A 24,134-nucleotide genomic window follows, 5' to 3' on the forward strand; every position below is an offset into this window, starting at 1 on the left:
AACAATGGCATTAGGAAGAGAAACTCCAAGACAAAGGATGATTGGCATCCTCTATCTGGTCCTGCTCGCCTTATTGGCGCTCAATGTACCGGATTCCATCTTGGATGCATTCAAAAATATCAACAACAGTCTCGAAACATCCAAATCGAATGTCAGCACAGCGGTTCAACAACTTTTCTCCGCATTCGAAAACACCAAATTAAAGGAAGAGCCGGCACGTGCCAAACCAATCTACGATAAGGCAAAAAAAGCACAGGCTATCATTGGGGAACTCAATCAGTATATTGGTTCCTTAAAAGAAGAGTTCGTTAAACAAGGCGGTGGATACGATGAAGAAAAGGGTGATCTGGCACAACGTGAAAACGAGGATATCTCCCCCAATCTCATGATCAATGAGAAAAAAGGAACCGTCTTAAAAGACAAAATCAATACAACACGTACCAAACTATTGGCCCTACTGACACCTGAAGAACAAAAGATGGTTTCGTTCTCTTTAGAGGCTAAAGATCCAGAGAAGTCTGTAAACGGCAAAAAATCCTGGGAAGAAATTAATTTCGGTAGTGGCACACCTTTGACCGCAGCGATGACCATTTTAACCAAAATTCAGACCGATGCGCAGAATGCAGAGTCCGATGTGGTCAAGCTTATCTTGGGCAAAATGGATCAGGCCGTAGTGAACCTCGATAAATTTGCTGCTGTTGCTGTTGCTCCTACCTCCTATTTGGTCCAAGGGCAACCTTATAAAGCCGAAGTATTTCTGACGGCATCCGATTCCAAATCTGAACCGGCCATTTCGGTTAATGGATCATCGCTTCAGGTGGTGGATGGAAAAGGTGTTTATTCGATCAACACCAGTCGCGAAGGTATCTATACCTGGACCGGTGTGATTAAAGTCAAACAGACAGACGGGTCTTATAAAGAATATCGTACCCCTGTACAGACCTACCAGGTTGCGCGTCCTTCAGCGGTCGTATCGCCAGACAAAATGAATGTACTTTATATCGGTGTGAACAACCCGATATCGGTATCAGCTCCGGGTACTCCGACAGATAAAGTGCGGGTGAGCATGAGTGGCGGCAGTATTTCTAGTGCCGGCGGTGGTAAGTATAATGTGAAAGTAAGTTCTCCGGGTACAGCACATATTTCGGTTTCGGCTGAAGTAGCACCAGGAAAAACACAGACATTGAGTTCGACAGAATTCCGTGTGAAACGGATTCCAGATCCTATTGCCAAGTTTGCTGGTAAAACAGGCGGATCAATGGCTACCGTAGCACTTAAAGCACAAAATGCATTGTTTGCGAAACTGGATAACTTCGATTTTGATGCTACTTTCAGAGTCACCAAATTTACCATGATCATTGCTAAGCCTCGTGCGGATGCAATCGTGTTATCGACTTCGGGCGGGCAGTTGAGTTCAAGCATGTCTTCAGCCCTTAATGGTATTGTACCTGGCACACGCGTCATCTTTGACAATATCGTCGCTGTAGGTCCCGACGGAACTTCCAGACAGCTCAATGCAGTTGCGCTGACCGCAAATTAATGTAACCGACCTACATCTACTTAACAAGCAAATGCCCCTGCATAGAAACAGGGGCATTTATAAAAAACGAAGGCCTACTTTCTTATCCTTTTCCAAGCCAGATAGCCCAGCCCTACCAAAATAGCCATCAGTACAACGACGATCAAAATCAAGGATAACCAATCTTTTTCCCTTTTCACAATCAAATCAGAAGCCGCTGCCTCCTCGCTGTTTGCCCGCTGAAGCTGCAAATTCTCTTCAGTTCGCTTTATGTTCGACTGCTCTGCGAAAAGTCTTCCTCCCTTAGCCCATAATCCGCTATCTAAATGAAACCATAATGGACTGTCCGTACTAAAATACCAATAGGAAGATAAACTATCCTGCTGTTTCTGATGAAATGCCAGATCCCAATGTTCATATTGACTATAGCGCTGCGTGGATTTCTGTTCCAATTGCTTTTTCCCCTGGAAGACGCTGCAGCTGATGACTACAGCAGTGCTTATCATGAAGAGGAAAAAAATTAGGCTTCCAGCTACCGAAATTTTGTATTTATTCATTGACAGTGCCCTCCTCAATCGATCCAATTTGCAATGGCATAAATGGTTGTAAGGGGCCGCCGCCGTGATTCCACCCGGTCGTGGCTATTTCCTTCTACCGAGATCAACATCGGGCCATCAATTGCTTTGACTAGCCCTACATGATGGATACGTTTCAATTGGCTGCTATAGATCGCGAACAAATCGGCTTGCCGCACATCTCCTTTCAAGAGCTGTTCTTTAGTATAGCAGCGCGCTTTGGGAAAAAGCGCGGGACTCCATGCATTGCGCGGCATTGAACGACCAGCCTGACCATAACACCAGCTGGCAAATGCTGCACACCATTCATGGCCATCACCCAGGCCGACATAGGCAAGGTACTTCGAAATCTCTGGTCCCTTATTATCGCCTCCCATCTCCCTTACGCCTGTTTCATTTGCAGCAATTTCATCGATCTGCTGCCTAAGCAGATCAGTTTTACGCACACGAGCATAAACATTGTTACACCTTCCGTCTAAAACAGCATTTCCAGTAGCAGGAGAAATGCAAAGAGCAATAGAAAGAAAACCGAGAAATAAAGAATGGATTGTTGCCATGAGTTTAATTGATTAAAGTGATAATAAATATCCTGTCTATAATATTTGAAGGGTCTCCAGAGGTATTCCAGCAACCAGGTGCAGCAACAGATAAAGACCATTCCGGCCATTAGCCCAAAATACAACAGGGACAGTACCCCCAGATCAAGCGCTGCTGATGCCGGGTCGAAAAATTGCAAGATACTTCCAACAAAAAGGAAAATAATGACCAATAATATGCTTGCCATACCGAGCAGGTACTTGGGCTCGATTGGCAGTTTTTGTGTTAGACCATACCATGGTCCTTTCATTTCTACACTGTTCATAGTGATATAATTTAATGATAGAAAATTGTTATACGTTTCCCGCATATTGACTGCGCGAATAGCGGTTTCTATTTCGATCGCGCACCAAGACAAAGACATCAAGCCTGACATTTTTCATGTAATCAGGCAGTTCGAGTCTTAAGCCTGAACTCGAGCGCGTAACCAGCATCTCATTACGTATAGCAACTCCTGCAATCGGATCATAAGCCACCAACAGCAGCTCATCATCGTGGTTCAAGGGCGTAATCTCACCACCGTCGAAATCTAGCCTCAATGCATCATTTTCCAGCATAATATCTTCTACCTTTATCCCCTGTACGGAACCATCGGAGAGCAGAATGAAAGCTGGATCAACATATAGCTCTGGGTAGTCACCTTTGACCGCATATTTCATCGCATGCGCCATCGCTAGGTTGCGTGCAGACAGATGTTTACCTTTTTCCCGGCGTACATACTGTGCAAATCCCTCCTTAAGGACCGATGCCAATGGCAAGAGATATTGGCTTGCCAGATAAAACTTTTGTTGCGTCAGCAGCATGCCTATTGTCTTATTTTGTTTTCTTTTTTTCATCTAAAATTGTACTACTAATAATAACATACATTTTTTCCTTCCAAAATCTGCCAGGGGCACAGTTACCCCTGGCGATTATTCCAGCCTAGGCAAGCATTATTTCACCGAGATAGCTGCTTCTGCTGATTTTGGTCTTTGTCCGGTCGGACATAAAGTACCAGATATGCACGGCGTCACCCAACAGATGCTCAGGCACTCCAAATGTGACCGTTCCATCTTGCCTTTTCGGCACTGTTGGCGAAGTCATGAATTCATCCTTTGCCGGATGGTAGCAGATCACATAAAACAGATCGTCTTCTTTGGTTTGGTAAACATCGTTGATGCCCGTCGACCAAACCACTGTAATGACATCTGCATCAAAACCAGCTTCTACTGTTCCGCCGCCACCATAGATGCCATCCGCAATTCTGATCTTGCTATAGTCCAAGCTCAGATCAGGATAGACGCCCTGAATAGCCAGATCCTGATTCAGCTGAAAAGCATAGTTGAGCGGAGTGAGACGGTCTGCCTTTTTCTGGCCAAAACCGATTTTTAGAAAGTTATTAATCGGCAGCAGAAAACGCATCAGTGTCTTAAATCTTGCCTGCACGATGAGCTGTGCTTCCGTATAAGGTTTGTTGCTCTTTTTAGCGAGCCCTCTGATGTAGTTGATGCTCTTCCAGCTGGCACCGATCACTGAGCCGGCCTTACCACTGAAGCCCCCATTTGCTCCGTTTACAATTGTTCCCATTTTTAAAAATTTTAAAGATTAAAAAATAAATCGCCAAGATTTTTATACCGGTATTTTTGCTTGACAGAACAAACATAAAGCATTCATAAACAGAAAAATATAGGACAGAATAGATTGTCCGACGCTTGTCCGAAGGTTGCCTATCAATTGTCCGAAGACCGCCAAAAGCCAACGCCAACGCCGCTGCACAGACCATTGACAGGGCTGCTTATGACCTGGGTTTGAGGTTAACCTACCAGATACCGACAAAGCCCCTAGTTCCGACCTAGTTTAGTAGGTAAACACTAGGTCTAAACTAAGTGCAGGCTAGGGATATCAGCGAACAAAGGCCATGGAAGATGCGAATAAAGGCATAAGCAGGTGTGAGGCTCCTAGCCATTTAAGTAACGTTTGAGCCGGAGCACGTCGTCAAGCTGAAAATACTTTTTGCCCCCTTTATCGCGCTGGTACACCTGAATAAGGCCTAAGTTTTGATACCGCAGCAACGTACGGTCCGATACGCCTACGGTGTCTTTGACAAATGCTGCATCACGAAGTTCGACAGTGGTATCCGCTGTCTGAAAGCTATCCTGTATTGCTCTTTTTAATACTTGTATTTCTGTAAAGAGTATATGTAAAGCCTGCAAGAGATGAGCATCTGTCTTACGGCCTATATTGTTAAACGAATCTTTTCTCATATTTTTAATTGTTTATAATGACAAATACGCTTATCCACCAAGGATATTGGAGTTAATGAAGCTAAAGAAGTCTGCATACAGTTTCTTATCACCTACAGGAAGTGTTTTTTTCGTCCCTTCAGTCATCAAGACACCGCCGACCCCATAGCTGTAAAAAAAATTGATATTAATTACAATGCTCTGATGGCATTGCTTAAACCATCTGACCGGCAATCGCCCCAATACTTCCCGCATGGTACTGCCGCAGGTCAGAATTTTATTGCCGATCATGTGAAATTTAACCTGGCCATTGGCGCTTTCCACATAAACAAGTTCTTTCATACGAACCTCCGTACGCTGATAACGCACCGGCCCTTTGATCATAAAATAATACGTATAATTTTCTAGTGAATCGTGATCAGAGAGTGGGATCAATTTAGCGAGCGCTTCATCCACCCGGCGCAATGCGGCATAGAAACGACTCTTAGACACGTCTTTGAGCAGCACATCAACGACACCGAAATCATATCCCGGATCCTCGTATTGGCGGTGTGCTGTATAAAGAATTGTTTTTAGATTTGAGCTGGGCAAGGTTCTTAAAAAATCAAAAGCGTTGGTCTTCCCTAATTCGACATCAAGGATCATAAAGTCAACTTTGTTGGCACGCAGAAAAATTTTGGCATCCTGCGGATCGCTAAACGTTTTGGCAATCTGCACATAGCCAATCTCTTCGACCATCTCAAGCAGATGGTCGATATGCGGTTTCTGGTCATCGATGATGATTCCAATCCATATTCTATTCATATTTTCCGTCATTTTTTGTTCCTTTAATTATCTGTAGCGCTGCACACTTAGCATGAGTTCATAATGATTAGCGTCTTGATGTTCTTCCATCGAAAAATCCGCTCCAAAGAGATATTCCATGCGTATTCTTATGTTCCGAAGTCCTACATCGTGACTTGGCATCATCTGAGGTCCGCTTCGCTTTTTATTTTGAATCGTAATCCGATAACCGGCATTACCGACAAGAATGTCGATTTTGGCTGGGTGATCTTTATCCCACAGGTCCGCATGCTTAAATAAGTTACCAGCGAGCGTCTGCAATAATGTAGGTGCAATACTAAATCGCATCAGGTTACCCGAGCAGGAAAGATTTATGTAAAAAGGATTTGATTCGACTTTCTCCTGTATGGACAAGTACTGCTCCAGTGCTTTCACTTCATCCGCTAATAAAATATGGGTTGCCCCCTCCACGTGATGAGCCTCCATATAGAATTTCATTAAGCGATAAATTTCCGAAAGCTGCATACCCAACTCAACATCATATGGGTCTACCTTATTTTTTAAATTGCTAAAGATATTCGCCATCATATGCGGATGCACCTGTGCAGATAAGGTCGTATATTGAAAAGATTTCATCGTTGATTCTGCGGCGAGACGTGCGTTTACAGCTTCAAGCTTATCATCTGATTCACGAAGCTTACTCTTATAGTAATAATAGCCCACCGCCATCACCGTATAATTACTATGCATGACGAGAAAGGTCTGAATATACTTCGCCCAACTAAAAGCGTGTTTAGTTATGACATACCTATTATTTATAATCTCCAGTCCAAATCTTCCATACAATTCATAGTACACAATCAGGGCGGAGATTAGATAAAATCCGCTCATCAATAGCACAGTTCCAAGTATATGACCCTGATCGAAAATATATATCAAGATCAGATATACCGCATAGAAGATGACGGCACAATAAAATACGGTGATGAGGGAAGCTCCCAAATTCAGTCTGGAATTGCCCAGTGCATTTACCGCAAAAAAATAAAAACTATATCCTATCCAGAAGTAGCAGTGCAACAACCACTTTCTTTTAAAGAACCTATTCATATTATTGGTTTATATTGATAACCTAAAGATAATTACAACATCATATTTAGACAAGTGTTCCGATATATTTCTACTAAAATCGTTACAGGGGATAACTCAGGTAAGTAAACTTATCAAGCAGCAACTGTTTCTCTTTCATGCTAAATGAAATTATACGATTAGTTGCCGGCCAGGTTGCTACATCCGAGCTTGGTGACATGATTTTGTGTAGGTAAAGCCAGGCCTCCCAGGCCTCCGGATATTCTAATAAGGTTTCCTCAAAATCTTCATAAATGATGCGGCTAAAATAGTCCTTAAACTGCCTGGCGCTCGGAAACCAGTTTTCAAACCAATGACTCAATTCACAAATAACAATAGGCTCATTTTCTGCCGCTATTTTGGCAATTAAAACTGTTATATTTTTTTGAAGCAAAAAAGCCATACTTAGAATCCCATGCTTTATCTTAATGCTGCCATTTAGAAAAGGGATTTCGCTTAATTTTTGCGCCTGGAAATCTTTTGCGGCATTTACCCCTCCATCAAGGTAGCAGAATATATGATAGCCAAGATCCATCTGCTGCCGTAACTTAAAGAAAAGATGTGGATCCTCGGCTTCCAGAAATACAACTTGTTTTTGCCAACGGTCACCGAGCAAAGCGGCGTAATGCTGTGACTGCTGCAACATGACTTCTTTAGCCACAGGAATACAAAGTTTATAGCCGCGCTGAACCAAAAAGGCAGGAACGGCCCGATAGTAGCCAAAATGAAAACTTAGAATAAATTGAGCGCGCTCCGGAGAAATCCAATAGGTTTTGTCCTCGAGCAGAAATTTAGTGGCGTCCGTTTCTGCCTGCCGCCTTGAGAAATTGATCGCCGCACGGTGTAGATTTTGCTGGATATCGAGCTGATGGATACCCAAAAGATGTTGCACATTGGCCGAGAAAAAAACAAAGTCCCGCCAGTCCTTTTCGGTGTACCCGTTCATGGCGGCTTTCCAAGTAAATTGCATATAAAAATACGTTAGGGTTAATATTGGGAATATGCTATGCCCAAGGATAAGGCAGAGCATACTCAATTATTATCATGTTCTTAAGGGAAAACGATATTGCATTTCCCTCCATCTTCCTCTTCATCAATACCTAACATGAGGTCAGTGATGGTCAGAGGTTGTGGATTATATAGACCAAATTGGGCCAATAGTGTTGTTATTTCCACGTTGTTTCTCGTAAAAAATAAAACCATAGGCTGTTCTCGCAACAGCTTTACGGCTTCAGGCACTGAAGACTGTGGATCGATCGGGAGTAAAAATTCAACTAATAATTGGAGAGCTAAAGGACATCGCCTTCATCTGCCATTTGGTTCCTAAACTTTCCATTTTGTCGATAATTTGGGTGGCAAAAGAGGTTTTTCTAGAGGCAAAAGGCCTTATAAGGGTAGTTTCTTCAATGATTTTAAATCATCGTAGTTTTGTTAGCGCAACATATATTATTGACAGTAAACCAGATAAACCAAAAAAAACTTTATTATGTCAATTAAGCATAACACTAAGGCGGGATTCAAACTATTATTTGATTTTTGGGGGAAATATCACACAATAGATCATTTTCACTATCAGTGGGCAAAGGACAACCTCAAAGTCAAGATCGTCAAACGAGGCGAGCAACTCAGTCCAGTTAACCTTCATTCGGAGATGACCTATTTTGTCGCAAAAGGCCTCCTGGCTCGGGTCGAAGAAAACAATGAAACCGGCAAGCGCAAGATTATGAGCCTGGCTATTCCGAACATGGCTTTAATGACGACCAATCACCTATATACACATCATCTACACAGCGGGCATATTGTGGCACTCCGTTCGGGAATTATTATTGCGATCCCACACCCGGTACTACGGCAGTTTCAGGAACAGGAAAAATCTATTGATACGCTAATTGATGTACTGAGCAATAAAAAGAAGAGGCAGCTGATTTTACTTAGACAGGCCAGCTTGGGCTATTCTCCTTTTGAGCGCTACCTTAACTTTACCCGGTTGTTGCCCGAAATCAAAGCTGCTACCACTCAAGTCGAGCAGGCAGATCTTCTCTGCATTTCCCGCCACACGGTGCAGCAGGCCCAGTATTTTCTGCTCACGGGCAAATATGCTCAAAAATAGCTCCTATAGTACAGGCCTATATCAGACTTATTTTGCATGCAACTTTGTATAAGGAGCTAGCGAAAGGTGCTGGCTTTAATAAACATTTTATAAACTAAATTTTTTGCCATGGCAACAAAAAGAAACAGCTGGCTACGTGCCGGCACATTAGCAGTATTAGGATTGGGGCTCGCTTATGGAGCGCAAAGTTTCACAGAAAAAGAAGATGTGAAAATTGAAAACAAAGTATCAAAATCACTTGAAGATCCGACTTGGTATAACAACGAGCTGGTCAATTCAGATCCAACCAATCCAGCGAATTATGCTTTGACGCCTAAATTTGAGTGTGGTGATGATGACCAGGAGATCTGTTCCATCAAAGCACCAGACAACGGTTCGGGTAAGCCCGATATGTCGCATCAAGTGTCTCCCGGCGTAACAGTGGAGGATCAGATTGAAGATGCTGTATCCACCTCCAACACCAACACTACTGTACAAGCATTTCGTTCCAATCAGTAAACAGAAAAGCAGGCTTTCCATTAACGGAAGCCTGCTTTCGTTTCTCACCGTGGGTTTTGTTCAATATTACTCTGACTAATCACTTCCGTCGGAATAGGGTATAGGTAACGTGCGTCGTTAGCCGGTAGCTCATACCGCTTTGTCTCCCCATTGGCCGTAACCTCCCGTACCAGATTTACGGCATGGTCCGGTTCTAGGTTTAATCGCTTCAGATCCGACCACCTTACACCACGAAACAACATTTCCTTGCGGCGTTCATTGAGAATAAAAAGCAATAAATCTTTCGGATCTGACAATTTTAATTCGGTAAATGAACCCTTTCGAATCCGATTTTCCAACAGTTTATTCATATCTACCAAGGCTTCTTCAGTAGCTCCTAGACGGACATTGCATTCTGCCCGGATCAGAAAAAGCTCATCATTGGCAAAACCTGCAAAATAAGTAGCCGAACGCCCAGAATAGTAGCCTTTGAAAGCATATTCTGTTGCATTCACGGATTTAAAATAAATGAGTTTACGGAGATCATTAGCATCAAATAGGTCATATACTTCCATGGGTATTCTGGCCCGACTGCTGTTCAGTGCAGCGCTTCCCGAAATTGTTGATCCATAGTAGATCATTTCTACATTTTTTGGCGTGATGGGGTAATTAAGCTTAGCATCAATAGTATTAAAATCCATCAAATCTGCATTTATTCTCAGGCATTCATTGGCATAATACCGTGCTTGCTCATAGTCTGCAATACTCAGATATATTCTTGCCAATGCGGCATACGCTGCTCGTTTGCTCGGTCTATTAATCTCAGCGGCCTGATCCCTCAAATATGGGATTGCCCCTTTGATATCATCAATAATCTGTTTGTACGTTTGATGTACCGTAGCACGTGTAACAGGAACATTAAAATCGGAAGTCAACCGTATCGGCAGCCCAAAAGGGCTATCCTCAACCTCATTATAAAGCGGGCAATACAACTGAGCCGCATAGAAGTGTGCCAGCCCACGGACAAATAGGGCTTCGCCTTCAATATCTTTATTTTTGATTGGCTGCAGACGCTCAACACCTTCCAGCACAATATTGGCGATCATAATGGTATTATAACAGGCTCTCCAATAGGCGACATCCGTTGTGATCATTTCTTTATCCCATCGATAAGCCTCCTGAAAACTGGCCAGCATATTATTATAGGTATCATTGTTCAGATAATAGTCATCTGTACCCAGCTCAATTAGTCCCGGATAATAGAGATTGATCTGAGACTCAAAGTCCAAAAGTGCTCTTAAGTCCTCTTCCTTGTCGGGAGTAGCCGCAGATAACTGTGGCTTTTCGTCCAAAAATTTAGTACAAGACTGGCAGCAAAGGCTCCATAGAAAGATGCCTATCCACATCATATTTTTCATTATAATTCCTTCCTTTCTGTTAAAAATGAATTGATAACCCCAAGCTATAATTTCGCGCAGGAGGCATATTGTTAAAATCGGGGTCTATGCCCCATTTGTTGGCTTTCCATAGCAGCGCTACATTGTTGGCAGAAGCATAAGCCTGTACGGGAAACTTACGCATGAGCAGCCATTGATATTGCAAACGAATATCCTGCAAGCGTATAATATCCCCCTTACCGATATTGGCTTCCGAGTAAGCATAGAAATCATCACGGTTTGAATTGGCCGGATAAGTCATCGATGGAACGGTTGTTTGAGATTCATCTCCCGGATTCTGCCAACGTTTGGCATAATCCCCATGCGTACGCCAACCATTGAAAAGATCGAGGTACCGAATTGTTTCCTTCTGGAAGAAGTGGCCAAACTTGTAGGCGATATTGACACTCAAGAGCCAGGATTTCCAGCTAAAAGTCTGGTTGAGCGATCCGTAATATGGCGGGATTCCCGAACCGTGGTACACCAGATTTTGGATGGAGTCTGCCAACATTTTAGTATAATCCTTAGAAGTAGCGCCTTGCAGCGATCCCTGCGGATCGCCATTTTCAGGATCAAGTCCCATAAAGCGGTAAGAGAATACTGGATAAAGCGCCTTACCTTCGATTGGAGAAACATTTCGCCCAGAATAAGCTGTAAAGGTCAAAGCACGCCAGGTACCGCCGTAATACTTGTCCACTTTATCCTTATTGATTGTAAATAGCACCTTCGTGTTCCATTTAAAGTTTCCATCCAATATTTTTGCATTGAGATCAATATCAATACCCCTTCCCGAAGCAATAGCCACATTCCTTCGCACAGTACTAAAACCATAAGTCGGGTCGATGGGATCAGAAGCAAAAAGGTCCGTCGACTTTTTAAAATAGGCATCCGCGGAAAGCACAATACGATTATTGAACAAGGCAGCGTCCAACGCTATATTGAACATGCGGACATCTTCCCAACGGAGCGATGGATTGGGCAGCAACGAGACAATGGCACGTGGAAAAGTACTGACATCTGTATTTAGTCCCGACATATAACTGATAATAGGCAAACTGGTTGTCATACCACCCGAATTACCACTATGCCCTAATGTAGACCGCAGCTTCAAGCTATTAACCATTCTATTCTTCGGGAAGAAAGCCTCATCCGACAGCTTCCATGCCAGTCCAGCCGACCACAAAGGATTCCATTTGTTGTTGGCATTTACCCCAAACAGGTTAGAGGCATCTTTCCGGCCGCTTACCGAAAAGATATATCGCCCCCGATAGGTGTAGGAAGCATTCCCAAATAGCGATACATATCGACGCATTCGTTTATCAAACCCATTTGTATAGGGAATACGGCTCAATCCACTCAGACCATCATAGATCGGATAAGCGTTTATCGGATCTATCAGCTGGCTATTGTACAGATTTTCATCAAAACCGTAGGTTGTAAACAGGCCGCTTTCTTCCGTCCGTGCCGACACTTCAGCGCCGCCAAAGAAATTCAGTTCATGTAAGTTACTCCATTTTTTCGCAAAATTGAGCTGTACTCTTCCCTTATGGCTTGTGAAATCATTGTTACCATTGGTCAGTATCCCTCCCAGCGGCACAATCCGTTTCACCGTCCCATTATCGATCTGCGTAAAACGGTTAATCAGATCACGCGTGAAGAAGGACTCCTGTCCGCGTAAGGTTCGATTCGCACCCAGTTGACCTTCAAAGCCGTATTGGCCAGTAATCTCCAGACTATTCCACAGTTGGAACGACAGCTTAATCCCTGCATTCCAATAATTGGTATTATTATTGGCTCTGGATTTACCAAATTCATCCAAAGGTCGATAAAACCAGTCCAGCAGTCCATCATTGCGCGTAGCTACAGACTCTATATACTTAAAATTATATTGCGATGGAATCGCTAGGGGATTTCCGGCATCATCCATCAACTGTGCGTAAGGATATAGATTTGTCCTACCTCCGCCGACACCTATTGGATAATCAATGAGGTCCGGATTATAGCTGTTTTTCATATTGGAAAAAAGCAGGTTGCTCTCCAGCCTAAAGTGTTTCCAGAAATTCAGCTGATAAGTTCCATTGATCACCAGCCGCTGATTACAACTTTCCCTTTTGCTAAGCGTATTTCTATCGTAGCCGATCCCTACTCGGTAACCACTCTGCTCATCACGACCAGACAGCGCAATATTATTTTGGCTTAAGACACCATTGCGATAGACGTAGCGGAGCATGTCTTTTCGATAATCCTGCGTCTTATATTGTTCGATACGCGCATTCATCTCCTCTTGTGTGACCAATCCTTTGGAGAGATCATACAGACCGTCTACAACTGGAGAAACAATCCCCCTATTCGAATTAGTACCGTTCAATATGGTATTGTAAAATCCTTTATCAAAAAGCATTTTTTCGACATCGATAAACTCTGCCGAAGACATTTTAGGTAAATACATCAGGTCAGGTTTTGCGGTAATGGTCAGGTTAGACGAAAAGTCCACTGCTGTTCCCTCCTGTTTATTGCGATTTTTTAGTGTGATCACGATAACACCATTTCCAGCCCGTGCCCCCCAGACCGATGTCGCTGCGGCATCCTTAAGTAGCGTAACGCTCTCCACATCATTCGGATTAATCGCGTTGATATCACCCTCAAAAGGCAGATCATTGACAACAATTAGTGGCCCCATGAGCGCACTGGAAAGCGTATTGATACCACGAATATTGATCTGATTGGTACCATCGCGCCGATCCATCTGCAGCGCTGAAAAATTCCCATCCAGGCGGTCCATAATGTTGGCCGATGATAGTCTCTGGGTTATGATTTTATCATCTACCTGTGCAAAAGCCCCTGTAGCACGGTCTTTGGGAATGCGCTGATAGCCTGTTTCGACCATCACCTCATCAAGCTGATTTGTTTTCTTGGTAAGAACGATCCAAAAGTTCCTATTTTTCGATTCAGTGAGCGCCAGTATACGCGTTTCATACCCCATGTAGCTGACAGATAGCCGTTCATTAAGATCAGTCGCCGATACGTGAAACTTTCCTTCGCGATCTGTCCTGGTTTGCGTTTTCGTTTTTAACAGCGTAATGCTTGCGCCGGCAATTGGGTGGGCTGACTCATCTACTACTGTTCCAGTATAGTTGAGCTGCGCCTTTAATTCCATCTGCATGAAGCATAATGTAATGAACAGCGCGTAAATTAACCATCTATTCATAATTACCTTGCCCCCTCAACAAGTCAATTACATTATCAATCTGTTCTTTATTTACGAATGTATGCCCTGTAATTGCCAGCACGGTACCGCGTGGCGAGATCCACACATACCTCGGAATTGAAGCATGCGGGAACAAGCGTATCAAGTATTCATCATCATACACAGTAGGGAGCAAATTTCCTCCTATCCGAGATAACGTTTCGCTGTAGGCCTTTTTAATTTTTTGGAGATCATCCCGGCGATGTCTGGTATTGACAAGAACTATAGCTAGCGTATCTGCATACCGTTGACTCAGCTTCTCACCTTTTGACATCTGGGTTAGACACATTCCACACCATGAGGCCCAGAAGTCCAAGATGACCAACTTACCTTTCAGGTGTTTTAGATCTGTAGTGACAGCCTTACCATTCGTGTAAACTTTATACTGTCGGGTATAAAAATCTTCGGGAACCCGATCGCCTACATTGATCGCTGCAACTTCATGAAGCCCATTAGCCCCGCTGTCCTTGCGGGGCGTTTGGGCAGATAAACTAAACATAGAAACCAAACACAGCAGTATCGCTCGTGCTCGTTTGCTCTTAAAAGCCTTGTATAAATTATATAGTATTGATTTCATCATCTTAGGGTTTTGGTTGGTTAATGGATTGAAAAAAATCGTTGATTTTTTTGGTCAGTCTGATTTCCTCCATATTCAGGTCCAGTGTCGACAGTTTTATTTGAGTTGTATCAATATGGCGACTATGCATCAGGAAATAAGCTATTAGCGTGCGCAAGATATCCGCTAGAAAGAGGGATTGCTGTACGGCTTCTAATTTGCTTTCGGAGGTTGTCCCGAGCGTTTTACATTTCAAATCCAATGCGTAGAGGTTTTCGCGTATTGTGGCTAGCGGATAATTACCCCAAAAGCTTTCGATACATTTCAATGGATCGTAACTGTCTTCATGGATCTCGTAGAATGGCCTGTCGAGATGCAGTAAATCTTCATAAATGGCTTTCATGTGTTTAGTTTTTAGCTGTGACCATAGCGCATAGCATTCCCTATCCGACCGAAATCAGCTTTTTGCGGGAACCTGAAAAAACTCAGGTAACAGCGGTTAAAAAATAAGAGATAGGTTATCGGGCGCGGTGCAGGACAGTTACACGTAATTTGATAGAGACGATACCGCGTCCATTGGTAAAATAAAAAACCGACCTTTTTTATAGAAATTCTATAATATTATTTTCTAAAATCTTTGCTTTTGAAATCGTAAACCCTTACTTTTAAAGTGCGAAGATAAAAGAGATGCGGGCTGTTCAATTTTAGAGCGTAGATATAAAGAATAGGCCGGCAAAATCAACAATTGGTATGCTATAAATAGGCTATTAAGGCTTTTTTATATCCATTCGATACCCAGGGGATATCGGCCACTGTTGATTTTAAGCTTTTAAGAAGCTATTCAGGTGGGCAGTATTTGTTCTTGGTGAGCAGTGATACTGCAAGCTCGTTAAGCTGATCCTTGATCTGCCGTCGTTCTGTAAATGTTCTTAGCTCTTTTGATCTCATAATCTTACAATTTGGTTAACAAAAAGAGTCTCAAAGGGGAAGTAAGACGCAAGCATCTATAAATATAAAAGAGGCAAGCCCCACTATCTTCCACTGAATACGAGGTACGACGAATACCCATGACGCAGTTTCCAATAGGGGAGCTTGCCCCTTCCTTTTGCGAAAATACAAAAAGCACAGGGGGTTCGCAAACCCTACGTCTCGCGTCATTGAAATTTCGTCGTTTCCGTATTCGAGACTAAATCAGATTAACTGATTATAAGGCAAATATAAAAATAAAAATCAATATTAGTCCTATTTGAGACTTTTTATTTTAAATAACGAATAAAAATGGCTGATTATCAACTAAATAAACTGGAAGAATTCTTCAAATATATTTTATCCATACTTAAGAAAAAGATTAAAAATAAATCTGAATTAAAAAATAAGTCTAAAGAAATATCAAATCTTCTTAGTGAGAGCTCTCCCAAACTAGATGGCAGAATCTTTCATAAGACCTTGATTTTTTTAGGAGAAGATATTGATACTTTCTGTAACAATTATTTTAATAAACATGAGGGCCATATTTTAGCGAGTCTAAAAAAGAATGAAAACTTATTTCACGATTTGATCAATCCTTATATAAATAGCCAGAATCAAATTAGTGATAGCTCTAAAATTATTGCGAAGAGATTTAATAGACTTTTCTCAGGAGAACTTAAAGAGCTATATGCAGATGAAATATATGGCCTTTCTAAAGCTCTAGCGTGCAAACCAAGTCAACTCTTCGACTACTTCTATGGCGAGGGAGAGCGTCCAGTAATTGGATTAAACTAAGAAAGCTCTTCACAAAAAAAGGAAAAACAAACATCAGAAAGATATTTTTAATTTTTTCAATTTCAAAAAAATATTTCTATATTGAATAAGCTGGTTGAAATATACCAAAATCTAGCGAAGCGGCTTAATCTATTAGGACGCTTTATTATTAACGATAAGATTTTTTCATATATTTAGTTTAAAAAGGCACTCCTCTTTTATCAGCAATGAAAGGGGAGTTTTTTAAAGGACAACACAGTTTAAATGAAAAAGCCACTCCCTTCCGGAAATGGCTCAAAATAAATATCTATAAACTTTAAAAGTATTTGATTACAGCTTTTCGATCTCCTCAATAGAAAGGCCTGTTCCTTTGGCTATATCAGCTATTGCAATACCCATTTTCTTAAACTCTAGTGCAATGGCAATAGCTTCCTCGCGCTTACCTTTTTCAATGCCTTTCTGAATTCCCTTTTTTTCCGCTTTATCTAATAAATATTCTTGAGTGCCCATAGTATCGCTCCTTCCTATTTTTGTTTTTATTTCTTTTTCAAATATACCCAAAACTTCCTCATTATCAAAACTTACGTAGTAAGTTAGGAAATCATATAGCCCTTGCCGGGTATCCTTATCCATATCTCGATTTAGCATCTCGTCATAAAGATCATGCTTAATAGCTTTCAGACCTTCGTCACTTATTTTCTTATTCTTGATAGCCAAAAGAGCAGTAAGGACAATCACTGAAAATGGATTCTCATTTGCTCGCAAAACCGACTCTTCCTGATCCATGATCTTGTAACTGTTAAAATCATAGCGCAATGACGTGCCCATAAATTTTTGCCTATATACCGCTGGCCGATAGCCTTCATTTTCATCTGCCAAAATTGCAATTGCAGTAATTGGAACTTTGTAACGATCCCATATTCTATAAAAATAGTGAAACATGCGCTCGGCCAAATCGCCATTTCCCTTGCTGCTCTGGATCTCCACATGACAGAGCACAAACTGTTCGCTCCCGTCATTTAAATAGACTTTGACGAGCTTATCGACATAACGGACTCCCTTACCGTTGCTTTCCGGAGGGAATAATTGCTCAAACTCTTTGTCAAGATAATCAAAGGGTCTGCTCAAATCAAAAACAGCATCTGCATCCGGAAAAATAAATCGTAGAAAATGCGAAAATGTTTGCTCCAAAATAGATTTCCACAAGGGATCATCTATACGCCTTTTTCTTGGACTCATAATTATTTATCAACTGGTTAACAGTACAAAGATAGGAAACAGCAACACAAAATACTAATTTAATTAGCGCAATGTATTACTATTTCCTCTTCGAATATTCACGGGAAAGGCGAGCGTCTAAAGATTATTTTGAATATCTAAATAAAATTGACCAGCAAGCTTTAATAGAAAAAGGGTTACCATTAAATGATAACCCTTCAAAATATATAGGAAGAGAGTTAAATTGCGGAATTGTATCCATAACCACTCAAATTAATTGATCTCTTGCATCAATTGATAGGTAAACAGCTGTGGATAGTTTTTCGGAAGTTCAGTTGTCAGATTATGCATTTGAAAATTATCATTTCTAATTCTACCATCAGGATCCATCAGTACATACCTCGGAATTCCATTAAATTTAAATAGTTCGCGCAATGCCCTATATTCATCGGCAGAAACCCGATAGGATTCAAACATGCTATTTTTAACGATATAATCTTTATAAAACTCCATATCTGGAGTCCCCTCGCTATCTGTCACAAAAACAAACACCAAATTCGGATTATCTTTGAGTTTTAAGCGTTTCCCTTGCGTTGATTCAATACCGGAGCGGCAGGGACCGCACCACTGTGCCCAAAAGTCCACAACAACGACTTTATCACGGTATTTATCTGTCATGCTCTTAAAGATAGCTGCAGCATCAGTATGGGGCAGCAAATAGCCGTTTTTGGATTTCTTCACACGTTCGGCCAGTTGGAGCGCTTCATGCCTTAAATCTCTATTTTTTAACACGGCCAATAATTGTTCTGTAGTTTTTGTTATCCCAACTGTATCAGCCGCACCTTTTAATGCAGACTGCAAGGTACGTAGTTTCGCAACTTCGGAGATCAACGTATTGGCTATCGTTGGGTTAGATTTTTGATTTGCCGAATCCAATACCAAATATAAATTCCCTTTACGTTGACTATTTAAGGCATCATAATAGACATCACGACTAAATAGTGTCGAATACTCAAATCGGTTGATAAAGGTTGAAAACTCATCCTGCACCAAAATAGCTGGATCATTTAGGTCTAAGCGAGATATAAAATTAAAATAATCACTGGGTAGCGGCTCTTTTAGGAAGGCATTTGTAGGATTGTTCCTTAGGTAATTCTTTCTATACATTTGCAGATCCATCAATTGCACTGCATACATGAGCCCAACTTGCGTATAGACCAGATTTTTTACTTTTGGTGAAAAATCTGTTTTCTTTAACCGTCCCTTTACTTCATTTTGTACCGAATCCCAAGCTGTCAAGAATTGCTTTTTGATTTCTGAAATTGGTTGCTCTTTCAAACGACTTTCCATACCCTGATAAAAGGCACGGAGGTTATTTCCCCAATCAAAGCCTCCGAGCTGTTGATTCTCGGCAGCAAGGGGGCCATCAAAACCTATTAACGCTAAATTTTGATCTGCTGTAACGCTAAATCGCAACGCCAGCGTTTGTCCCGGCTCGATATAAAATTTAAAACGGTTATTTTTAAACGTAATGTAACTAGTTTTCGGATTCGTAGCCAAGAAGCTCGCCTCAAAACGACCATCAGGATAAACCTGTACGGTAGTCGGATAATCTTCACGAGTCAGCTCATTACTGCTATAAATAATACCACTTGTAAATTCTAATGCAGGACTATAACCTTCGATAAATCCAATTAGACGTACAGTATCAAATTGGAAAAAATTGTCTTTATACGACACTAGATTTTTTTTCACTTGAGCATTAGACAACTGTTGCATTATCCAGTCATTTGGATCGATTTTAAGCGATTTTTCAACTGATGATTGAGCTGTAGCAAATGATAAAAAGAAAAAAGAAAAAAAAGAAAGCAATGAAAACTTCATAACTAGGCCACTGGTTTCCATAAAGTTAATCATTTATTTAGACAACAACGAATAAAATCGTTAATGTGTGAAATTTGCCGAATCATAGAAATAAACCAATTTATACCCCAATTTGGTATAAAAGATTTCATGAAGACCCGTATCATTTATTTTTAAATAAATAACAAAATCTTATCGATATTGAAACGAGTTATGATTACGGAAGTTCCAAATCTACATAGAACTGAGTTTTTTGCATATTTCGCTCATAAATAAGCAATATTCAGGAAGATGTTAATTAGATTGATTAAAAATAATTTTAAAAAACCTTTTTTTTAAAGTATTTTTGCCACTGTTCATCATTCGGTTAAAAATCACACAAACTGGATTTTGCGTTTTTCTACGTACTTATGAAAAAAAAATTGACAGTATTTGCGCTATGTGGAATGGGGCTAATGGCTGAAGCTCAGGAACGATTTTATGGACTAGTGAAAGATGAGCACGGACTGCCGCTACCCTTTGCATCAGTAACGCTTCTAAATAACAATACCAGCTACATGTCCGATCGATCGGGAAATTTTGATTTCGACGTACAAGCCCGAGATTCTATCCGCATCAAAGTTGTTTATCTCGGTAAACAGTCCGCTACCCTCAATTTCCCGCGCGAGCAACCTCCTGCGCGAAAAACCATTGTCCTGCGTGATCTTTCTCTCAAGCTAGAAGAAGTCAATATCTTACCAGATGTTAATGACAAAGGGCGTTCAAATTCTTCCATCCAGATTGATCGGCAAGCTATCGATCAGCTGCAGGCATTTAGCCTCGTGGATGTCATGAATGCATTACCTGGGAAGAAAACAGTACCACTGGACTTAAATAGTCTATCGACACTCACCTTACGGGGCGGTGGACTTTCGGGAAGTGCATTTGATCTCAATAATTCACAGGGAATTGCCATTATTATTGACGACATGAGACTATCCAATGATGCCAACTTACAGACCCGCGGACTTTCCCGTGGAGGCCTAAACGGAAGCACGATCACATCTTATGCCTATAGAGATAGCTATTTCGGCAATAAAGGAGTACAAAGCTATGATACACCTTTTCAAGGAATTGATCTGCGCGATATACCCGTCAATAATATTGAAAAAATAGAGGTCATCCAAGGTATTGCCCCTGCCCGTTATGGAGAAGTGACCAATGGCGCTGTTATTGTCGATCGGCAGGCCGGTAAAAGTCCCTATGTTGCCAGTTTTAACATTAACGGCGGTTCTACAAGCAGCTCCATAAGCAAAGGATTTTTATTATCCCCAAAATGGGGTGCTTTAAATTTCAGTACAAACTGGACCTACAGCAATGCTGATCCAAAAGATAAAGTGAAATCCTTTCATCGCTACTCCCAGAGCATGCTTTGGACCAATGTCTTTGGAAAAGTAAAAAATACACTCTCTTTTGATTATACAGGACGAAACGATAGCAGACGTCAGGATCCGGACGACAATTCACTCCGATCATCCAAGTTTACCAACAATACATTTTCTTTCAATAATAGAATGGGTATACAGATCGGGCAGACATGGATGAAAAACCTAAAGGTCAACAGCAGCATCTCATTGGGAAAACAGGAGTCCTATGCAAGCTATGCGATAAACCGGGGGCTTACACCGATTGCTTCGCTGGATACCACGGGAATTTATGAAGGAAAATATGTCGTTTTATCGACCATGACAGAAGAGCTGATTATTGGAAAACCAGTTACTGCGGCGATCAATCTATCAGCCAACGGCGAGGCACAATCAGGTGAAGTACAGCATAATTTTAATTATGGCATCAGTTTTAACTATTCTAATAACGGGGGCCAGGGCGTGGTATCTGACCCAGAAAGGCCACGCCTGATAGGTAGCAATCAGCAAAATCTGAGACCCTATTCTTTTGAATATATTCCTTCGTCCAAAAACTGGAGTGCCTATATTGAAGATCAGGTCAATATAACTTTGGGGAAACGCACGCTGTCTAATCAAATCGGGCTACGGTATGATGTACAGAACGGCTATGGTACCTTGCAGCCTCGCATTAATTCACGCTTGCAATGGAACAAGCACTGGACCTTTACCGGAGCATTGGGCATCGCCAGCAAAGCCCCTTCACTCGCCCAGCTCTATCCCGGACCTACCTATATTGATTACGATCTTATCACAGCAAGTACAGGAGGCGTAGACCCCTCGCTTTACCTCTTGTATACCGATAAGATACAGATTGACAACAGCAAACTTAAACCCTCCAAATCTTTGCAGATAGAATTCGGTGTGGTACATAATAACCGCTGGTTTAACTCGTCCCTCTACGCCTATTACAAAAAAAACAGCGCTGGTTTTTATGCGACCACCAACCTTCGCCGATACGAGCTACCCCAGTATACTGTTTGGTTAAACGAAACAACCAATAAGTTTGAATATGCACCTACAGGCGCAACTCTTGTCACCGGTGGATTTATAGACCATCAGCTGACTAACGGTCTGAGTTCTGAAAGCTACGGCTTTGAATGGTATTTATCAACGCCCAAAATTCCAGCTATAGCAACCTCCTTTTCACTCAACACATCCTATAGCTATACCAAAGCGACCAATGCCGTTAATGAGGCTGTCACACCGGCAAATAGGATCTATTTTGATGACAACCGTTACATCAAAACCTTGTATTACGAGCCATCACGGGAATCCGCTAAATCACTGCTATCAAAATTTAACACGGTTACGCATTTTTCCCGTATCGGATTCATTATCAATTTTTCATTGGACATCAACATACTAAACCAGAGCAATACCTTGAGCAGCTCGGATCCTGTAGCCTATCTAACCGATGACATACGCTACCACAAACTGACAGCTGATGAAGCCAATACTGCACCTTTCAATACCCTCATACGGCAAACCAAAGACAGTAAAAAGGTAAATACACCTTTTGTATACACAACGATGAACATGGGATTTGAAAAGGAAATTCGCAAAAATTTTCGGGTTAACATGCGTGTATACAATCTTTTGGACCTTCGTCCTTATAAGCTCACTACACTTGATAACGGCATCGACAACATATTCAACCCAAATACCAAACCAAGCCTAACAATAGGCACAACATTAAAATTTTAACATACAACAACATGAACAGAAACCTTATCATCATCGCCATGCTTCTTTTGACTGTCGTAATTGGCTGTAAAAAGTCGGAAGACGACCGCGTCCAACCCGTTTCGCTCAACTTAACGATTCAGGCTCAAGAAGGCGATGTTTCTTTTGACGTTTCAAAATCTACCGTCAAAATTACCAATCGCTCCACCAGCGAAGCCTATAACGCAGAAGGGGCTACTTCAGGAAAAATAACGTTCGCAAACATCACACCCGGTTCTTATGACATCGCTGCTGTACTGGTCGTCAGTGCACAGGAATATACGCAAAAAACAGGGGTTTACACCGAAGAAGATGTGACATTTAATGCCGCTTTGGAGCGTTTGGATGTTAGTTCCAATACAGAAAAACAACTAGATCTGGTCATTGGTAAAGTAGGCAATTGGGTATTCAAGCAAATCTACTATGCCGGATCTGACCCCAGCAAAGGAGCTATATTCAGAGACCAGTTTTTAGAAATTTACAATAATTCAAATACTTTGCTATATGCCGACAGCCTCTACATTGGTCAGGTCGAGGGGAAAAACAACAACAACTCAGGCCAATATTTTCAATCTGGGAGCAATCAATATGACTGGAGCCAATCTATTGGTATGACTGTAGGCGCAGGATTAGACGCCAATAACGACTATGTCTACGCCAATACACTATTTATGGTACCAAGTGATGGTACGGGCAAAAAGTATCCCGTTCAGCCAGGGCAGAGCATTATCATTGCTGCAACCGCAATTGATCACACCAATTCTTACGCCGACAACAACGGAACAAGCGTGATTATTACCGACCCCAATTTGACCGTGAATCTCTCCAATGCCGACTTCGAAACAAACTTAATCAGTTATTTAGGCGGTGTACCTTATAAATATGATATAGACAACCCAAAAGTTACAAATCTAGATGTTGCCTATTTTGTATCAGGAAACGACATGGTGTTGAACGCTTTGGGTCGCGATGCCTATATCCTATTTAAAGCCAACCAAAATTTGCCTGCGGTAAAAAATCTGCCGGCATTTGCTACACCAGATCAGCGCGAGATAACTGCTACCACGAATAAATACCTCCAGATTCCCGTCAGTTATATCGATGACGCTGTAGAAATCATGCATCCGACAGAGAGCAAACGCGTACCAAAACGCCTCCCTAACGTATTGGATGCCGTTCGCACATTTGTTCCGGCCGGGCAGTATTCAAGCCAGTCTTTGGTGCGCAAAACACTCAAAACTGTCAACGGACGTCGTATCTTAAAAGATACCAATAATTCCAGCGAGGACTTTGGTTATTTGAATAAAGCAGATGTATCCAAATCTGCAAGTTCTTTTATTGATTAACATATTCAATCATTGGGACAGCTGAGGCTGTCCCAATATTTTTTGTTATGCGCTATTTCAGCTTTTTATTTTTGTTGTGCTGCTGTAACTTGACTCTAGCACAAAAAAACTATCATTCAGATACCGTTCTGTGGCAGCAGGCAGGTACAC

At 41.7% G+C, this 24,134-nt stretch carries 22 protein-coding genes; 6 read left to right on the plus strand and 16 right to left on the minus strand.

What is annotated here, in order from left to right; all coding sequences use genetic code 11:
* The first annotated feature begins 4 nt into the window (after positions 1–4).
* Positions 5–1,540 carry a type IX secretion system motor protein PorM/GldM gene (gene porM / locus HS960_RS19680; RefSeq protein WP_159730309.1) on the plus strand — a complete coding sequence of 512 codons (1,536 nt, stop codon included), beginning with the start codon at positions 5–7 and terminating at the stop codon, positions 1,538–1,540.
* A 74-nt stretch (positions 1,541–1,614) separates the two neighbouring features.
* Here the strand turns inward: porM and HS960_RS19685 are convergent, their stop codons facing one another.
* The 10 genes from HS960_RS19685 to HS960_RS27035 form a co-directional block, all read right to left on the minus strand.
* A complete protein-coding gene (locus HS960_RS19685; RefSeq protein ID WP_182330459.1) occupies positions 1,615–2,025 on the minus strand; it encodes a hypothetical protein in 411 nt (136 codons plus the stop codon).
* A 65-nt stretch (positions 2,026–2,090) separates the two neighbouring features.
* Positions 2,091–2,651, minus strand: a complete 561-nt coding sequence (locus HS960_RS19690) for a CHAP domain-containing protein (RefSeq protein WP_182330460.1) — start codon at positions 2,649–2,651, stop codon at positions 2,091–2,093.
* On the minus strand, positions 2,570–2,956 hold the full coding sequence (locus HS960_RS19695) for a hypothetical protein (protein ID WP_182330461.1): 387 nt from the start codon (positions 2,954–2,956) through the stop codon (positions 2,570–2,572). Before HS960_RS19695 ends, HS960_RS19690 begins: the two co-directional genes overlap by 82 nt.
* A 28-nt stretch (positions 2,957–2,984) precedes the next feature.
* The gene (locus tag HS960_RS19700; protein WP_182330462.1) at positions 2,985–3,527 is read right to left on the minus strand and encodes a DUF6266 family protein; all 543 of its coding nucleotides are present in this window, start codon (positions 3,525–3,527) and stop codon (positions 2,985–2,987) included.
* Between the two features lie 85 nt (positions 3,528–3,612).
* The gene (locus tag HS960_RS19705; RefSeq protein ID WP_159730290.1) at positions 3,613–4,257 is read right to left on the minus strand and encodes a DUF6266 family protein; all 645 of its coding nucleotides are present in this window, start codon (positions 4,255–4,257) and stop codon (positions 3,613–3,615) included.
* A 371-nt stretch (positions 4,258–4,628) separates the two neighbouring features.
* Positions 4,629–4,934, minus strand: a complete 306-nt coding sequence (locus HS960_RS19710) for a MerR family transcriptional regulator (protein ID WP_182330463.1) — start codon at positions 4,932–4,934, stop codon at positions 4,629–4,631.
* 30 nt (positions 4,935–4,964) lie between these two features.
* Positions 4,965–5,717 carry a LytR/AlgR family response regulator transcription factor gene (locus tag HS960_RS19715; protein ID WP_182330464.1) on the minus strand — a complete coding sequence of 251 codons (753 nt, stop codon included), beginning with the start codon at positions 5,715–5,717 and terminating at the stop codon, positions 4,965–4,967.
* Positions 5,718–5,744: 27 nt separating this feature from the next.
* Positions 5,745–6,803: a histidine kinase gene (locus HS960_RS19720; RefSeq protein ID WP_182330465.1), complete on the minus strand. Its 1,059-nt coding sequence runs from the start codon at positions 6,801–6,803 to the stop codon at positions 5,745–5,747.
* Between the two features lie 82 nt (positions 6,804–6,885).
* Positions 6,886–7,791, minus strand: coding sequence for a hypothetical protein (locus tag HS960_RS19725; RefSeq protein ID WP_153845431.1), 906 nt, complete (start codon positions 7,789–7,791; stop codon positions 6,886–6,888).
* 80 nt (positions 7,792–7,871) lie between these two features.
* Positions 7,872–7,997: a hypothetical protein gene (locus HS960_RS27035; protein ID WP_262885289.1), complete on the minus strand. Its 126-nt coding sequence runs from the start codon at positions 7,995–7,997 to the stop codon at positions 7,872–7,874.
* Between the two features lie 310 nt (positions 7,998–8,307).
* Here HS960_RS27035 and HS960_RS19730 point away from each other — a divergent pair, with 310 nt between their 5' ends.
* Both HS960_RS19730 and HS960_RS19735 read left to right on the plus strand, forming a co-directional pair.
* A complete protein-coding gene (locus HS960_RS19730; protein WP_182330466.1) occupies positions 8,308–8,931 on the plus strand; it encodes a cyclic nucleotide-binding domain-containing protein in 624 nt (207 codons plus the stop codon).
* Positions 8,932–9,039: 108 nt separating this feature from the next.
* Positions 9,040–9,429, plus strand: coding sequence for a hypothetical protein (locus HS960_RS19735; RefSeq protein ID WP_153845429.1), 390 nt, complete (start codon positions 9,040–9,042; stop codon positions 9,427–9,429).
* Between the two features lie 44 nt (positions 9,430–9,473).
* Here the strand turns inward: HS960_RS19735 and HS960_RS19740 are convergent, their stop codons facing one another.
* From HS960_RS19740 to HS960_RS19755, 4 genes are read right to left on the minus strand one after another with little or no spacing between them, the layout of a single operon-like run.
* Positions 9,474–10,817, minus strand: coding sequence for a RagB/SusD family nutrient uptake outer membrane protein (locus HS960_RS19740; protein ID WP_182330467.1), 1,344 nt, complete (start codon positions 10,815–10,817; stop codon positions 9,474–9,476).
* Positions 10,818–10,845: 28 nt separating this feature from the next.
* Positions 10,846–14,001, minus strand: coding sequence for a SusC/RagA family TonB-linked outer membrane protein (locus tag HS960_RS19745; protein WP_182330468.1), 3,156 nt, complete (start codon positions 13,999–14,001; stop codon positions 10,846–10,848).
* Positions 14,002–14,044: 43 nt separating this feature from the next.
* Entirely contained in the window at positions 14,045–14,671 is a 627-nt protein-coding gene (locus HS960_RS19750) for a TlpA family protein disulfide reductase (RefSeq protein ID WP_228280096.1), read from the minus strand.
* A gap of 1 nt (position 14,672) precedes the next feature.
* Positions 14,673–15,050 (minus strand): hypothetical protein, encoded by a 378-nt coding sequence (locus tag HS960_RS19755; RefSeq protein ID WP_182330469.1) that lies wholly within the window; start codon positions 15,048–15,050, stop codon positions 14,673–14,675.
* A gap of 875 nt (positions 15,051–15,925) precedes the next feature.
* Between HS960_RS19755 and HS960_RS19760 the strand changes: the two genes are divergently transcribed.
* Positions 15,926–16,411: a helix-turn-helix domain-containing protein gene (locus tag HS960_RS19760; protein WP_159730278.1), complete on the plus strand. Its 486-nt coding sequence runs from the start codon at positions 15,926–15,928 to the stop codon at positions 16,409–16,411.
* Between the two features lie 309 nt (positions 16,412–16,720).
* On the opposite strand, the gene HS960_RS19765 is transcribed toward HS960_RS19760, so the two are convergent.
* Together HS960_RS19765 and HS960_RS19770 are read right to left on the minus strand one after the other, a co-directional pair.
* Complete coding sequence (locus HS960_RS19765; protein ID WP_159730276.1) at positions 16,721–17,629, minus strand: RpnC/YadD family protein; 909 nt, start codon at positions 17,627–17,629, stop codon at positions 16,721–16,723.
* 252 nt (positions 17,630–17,881) lie between these two features.
* On the minus strand, positions 17,882–19,513 hold the full coding sequence (locus tag HS960_RS19770) for a TlpA family protein disulfide reductase (protein ID WP_182330470.1): 1,632 nt from the start codon (positions 19,511–19,513) through the stop codon (positions 17,882–17,884).
* A gap of 368 nt (positions 19,514–19,881) precedes the next feature.
* Between HS960_RS19770 and HS960_RS19775 the strand changes: the two genes are divergently transcribed.
* Complete coding sequence (locus HS960_RS19775) at positions 19,882–22,620, plus strand: TonB-dependent receptor (protein WP_182330471.1); 2,739 nt, start codon at positions 19,882–19,884, stop codon at positions 22,618–22,620.
* Positions 22,621–22,631: 11 nt separating this feature from the next.
* Positions 22,632–23,984: a DUF4876 domain-containing protein gene (locus tag HS960_RS19780; RefSeq protein WP_159730270.1), complete on the plus strand. Its 1,353-nt coding sequence runs from the start codon at positions 22,632–22,634 to the stop codon at positions 23,982–23,984.
* Positions 23,985–24,134: the final 150 nt, after the last annotated feature.

The organism is Sphingobacterium paramultivorum (assembly GCF_014109745.1).
GTDB classification, from domain to species: domain Bacteria; phylum Bacteroidota; class Bacteroidia; order Sphingobacteriales; family Sphingobacteriaceae; genus Sphingobacterium; species Sphingobacterium paramultivorum.

Coding starts and splice junctions, on each gene's coding strand:
- HS960_RS19715 (WP_182330464.1), bottom strand. CDS start 5,717: ATGAATAGAATATGGATTGGAATCATCATCGATGACCAGAAACCGCAT.
- HS960_RS19750 (WP_228280096.1), bottom strand. CDS start 14,671: ATGATGAAATCAATACTATATAATTTATACAAGGCTTTTAAGAGCAAA.
- HS960_RS19770 (WP_182330470.1), bottom strand. CDS start 19,513: ATGGAAACCAGTGGCCTAGTTATGAAGTTTTCATTGCTTTCTTTTTTT.
- HS960_RS19760 (WP_159730278.1), top strand. CDS start 15,926: ATGGCTGATTATCAACTAAATAAACTGGAAGAATTCTTCAAATATATT.
- HS960_RS19780 (WP_159730270.1), top strand. CDS start 22,632: ATGAACAGAAACCTTATCATCATCGCCATGCTTCTTTTGACTGTCGTA.
- HS960_RS19745 (WP_182330468.1), bottom strand. CDS start 14,001: ATGGAATTAAAGGCGCAGCTCAACTATACTGGAACAGTAGTAGATGAG.
- HS960_RS19705 (WP_159730290.1), bottom strand. CDS start 4,257: ATGGGAACAATTGTAAACGGAGCAAATGGGGGCTTCAGTGGTAAGGCC.
- HS960_RS19730 (WP_182330466.1), top strand. CDS start 8,308: ATGTCAATTAAGCATAACACTAAGGCGGGATTCAAACTATTATTTGAT.
- HS960_RS19755 (WP_182330469.1), bottom strand. CDS start 15,050: ATGAAAGCCATTTATGAAGATTTACTGCATCTCGACAGGCCATTCTAC.
- HS960_RS19740 (WP_182330467.1), bottom strand. CDS start 10,817: ATGATGTGGATAGGCATCTTTCTATGGAGCCTTTGCTGCCAGTCTTGT.
- HS960_RS19725 (WP_153845431.1), bottom strand. CDS start 7,791: ATGCAATTTACTTGGAAAGCCGCCATGAACGGGTACACCGAAAAGGAC.
- HS960_RS19735 (WP_153845429.1), top strand. CDS start 9,040: ATGGCAACAAAAAGAAACAGCTGGCTACGTGCCGGCACATTAGCAGTA.
- HS960_RS19685 (WP_182330459.1), bottom strand. CDS start 2,025: ATGATAAGCACTGCTGTAGTCATCAGCTGCAGCGTCTTCCAGGGGAAA.
- HS960_RS19720 (WP_182330465.1), bottom strand. CDS start 6,803: ATGAATAGGTTCTTTAAAAGAAAGTGGTTGTTGCACTGCTACTTCTGG.
- HS960_RS19700 (WP_182330462.1), bottom strand. CDS start 3,527: ATGAAAAAAAGAAAACAAAATAAGACAATAGGCATGCTGCTGACGCAA.
- HS960_RS19710 (WP_182330463.1), bottom strand. CDS start 4,934: ATGAGAAAAGATTCGTTTAACAATATAGGCCGTAAGACAGATGCTCAT.
- HS960_RS19765 (WP_159730276.1), bottom strand. CDS start 17,629: ATGAGTCCAAGAAAAAGGCGTATAGATGATCCCTTGTGGAAATCTATT.
- HS960_RS19690 (WP_182330460.1), bottom strand. CDS start 2,651: ATGGCAACAATCCATTCTTTATTTCTCGGTTTTCTTTCTATTGCTCTT.
- HS960_RS19775 (WP_182330471.1), top strand. CDS start 19,882: ATGAAAAAAAAATTGACAGTATTTGCGCTATGTGGAATGGGGCTAATG.
- porM (WP_159730309.1), top strand. CDS start 5: ATGGCATTAGGAAGAGAAACTCCAAGACAAAGGATGATTGGCATCCTC.
- HS960_RS19695 (WP_182330461.1), bottom strand. CDS start 2,956: ATGAACAGTGTAGAAATGAAAGGACCATGGTATGGTCTAACACAAAAA.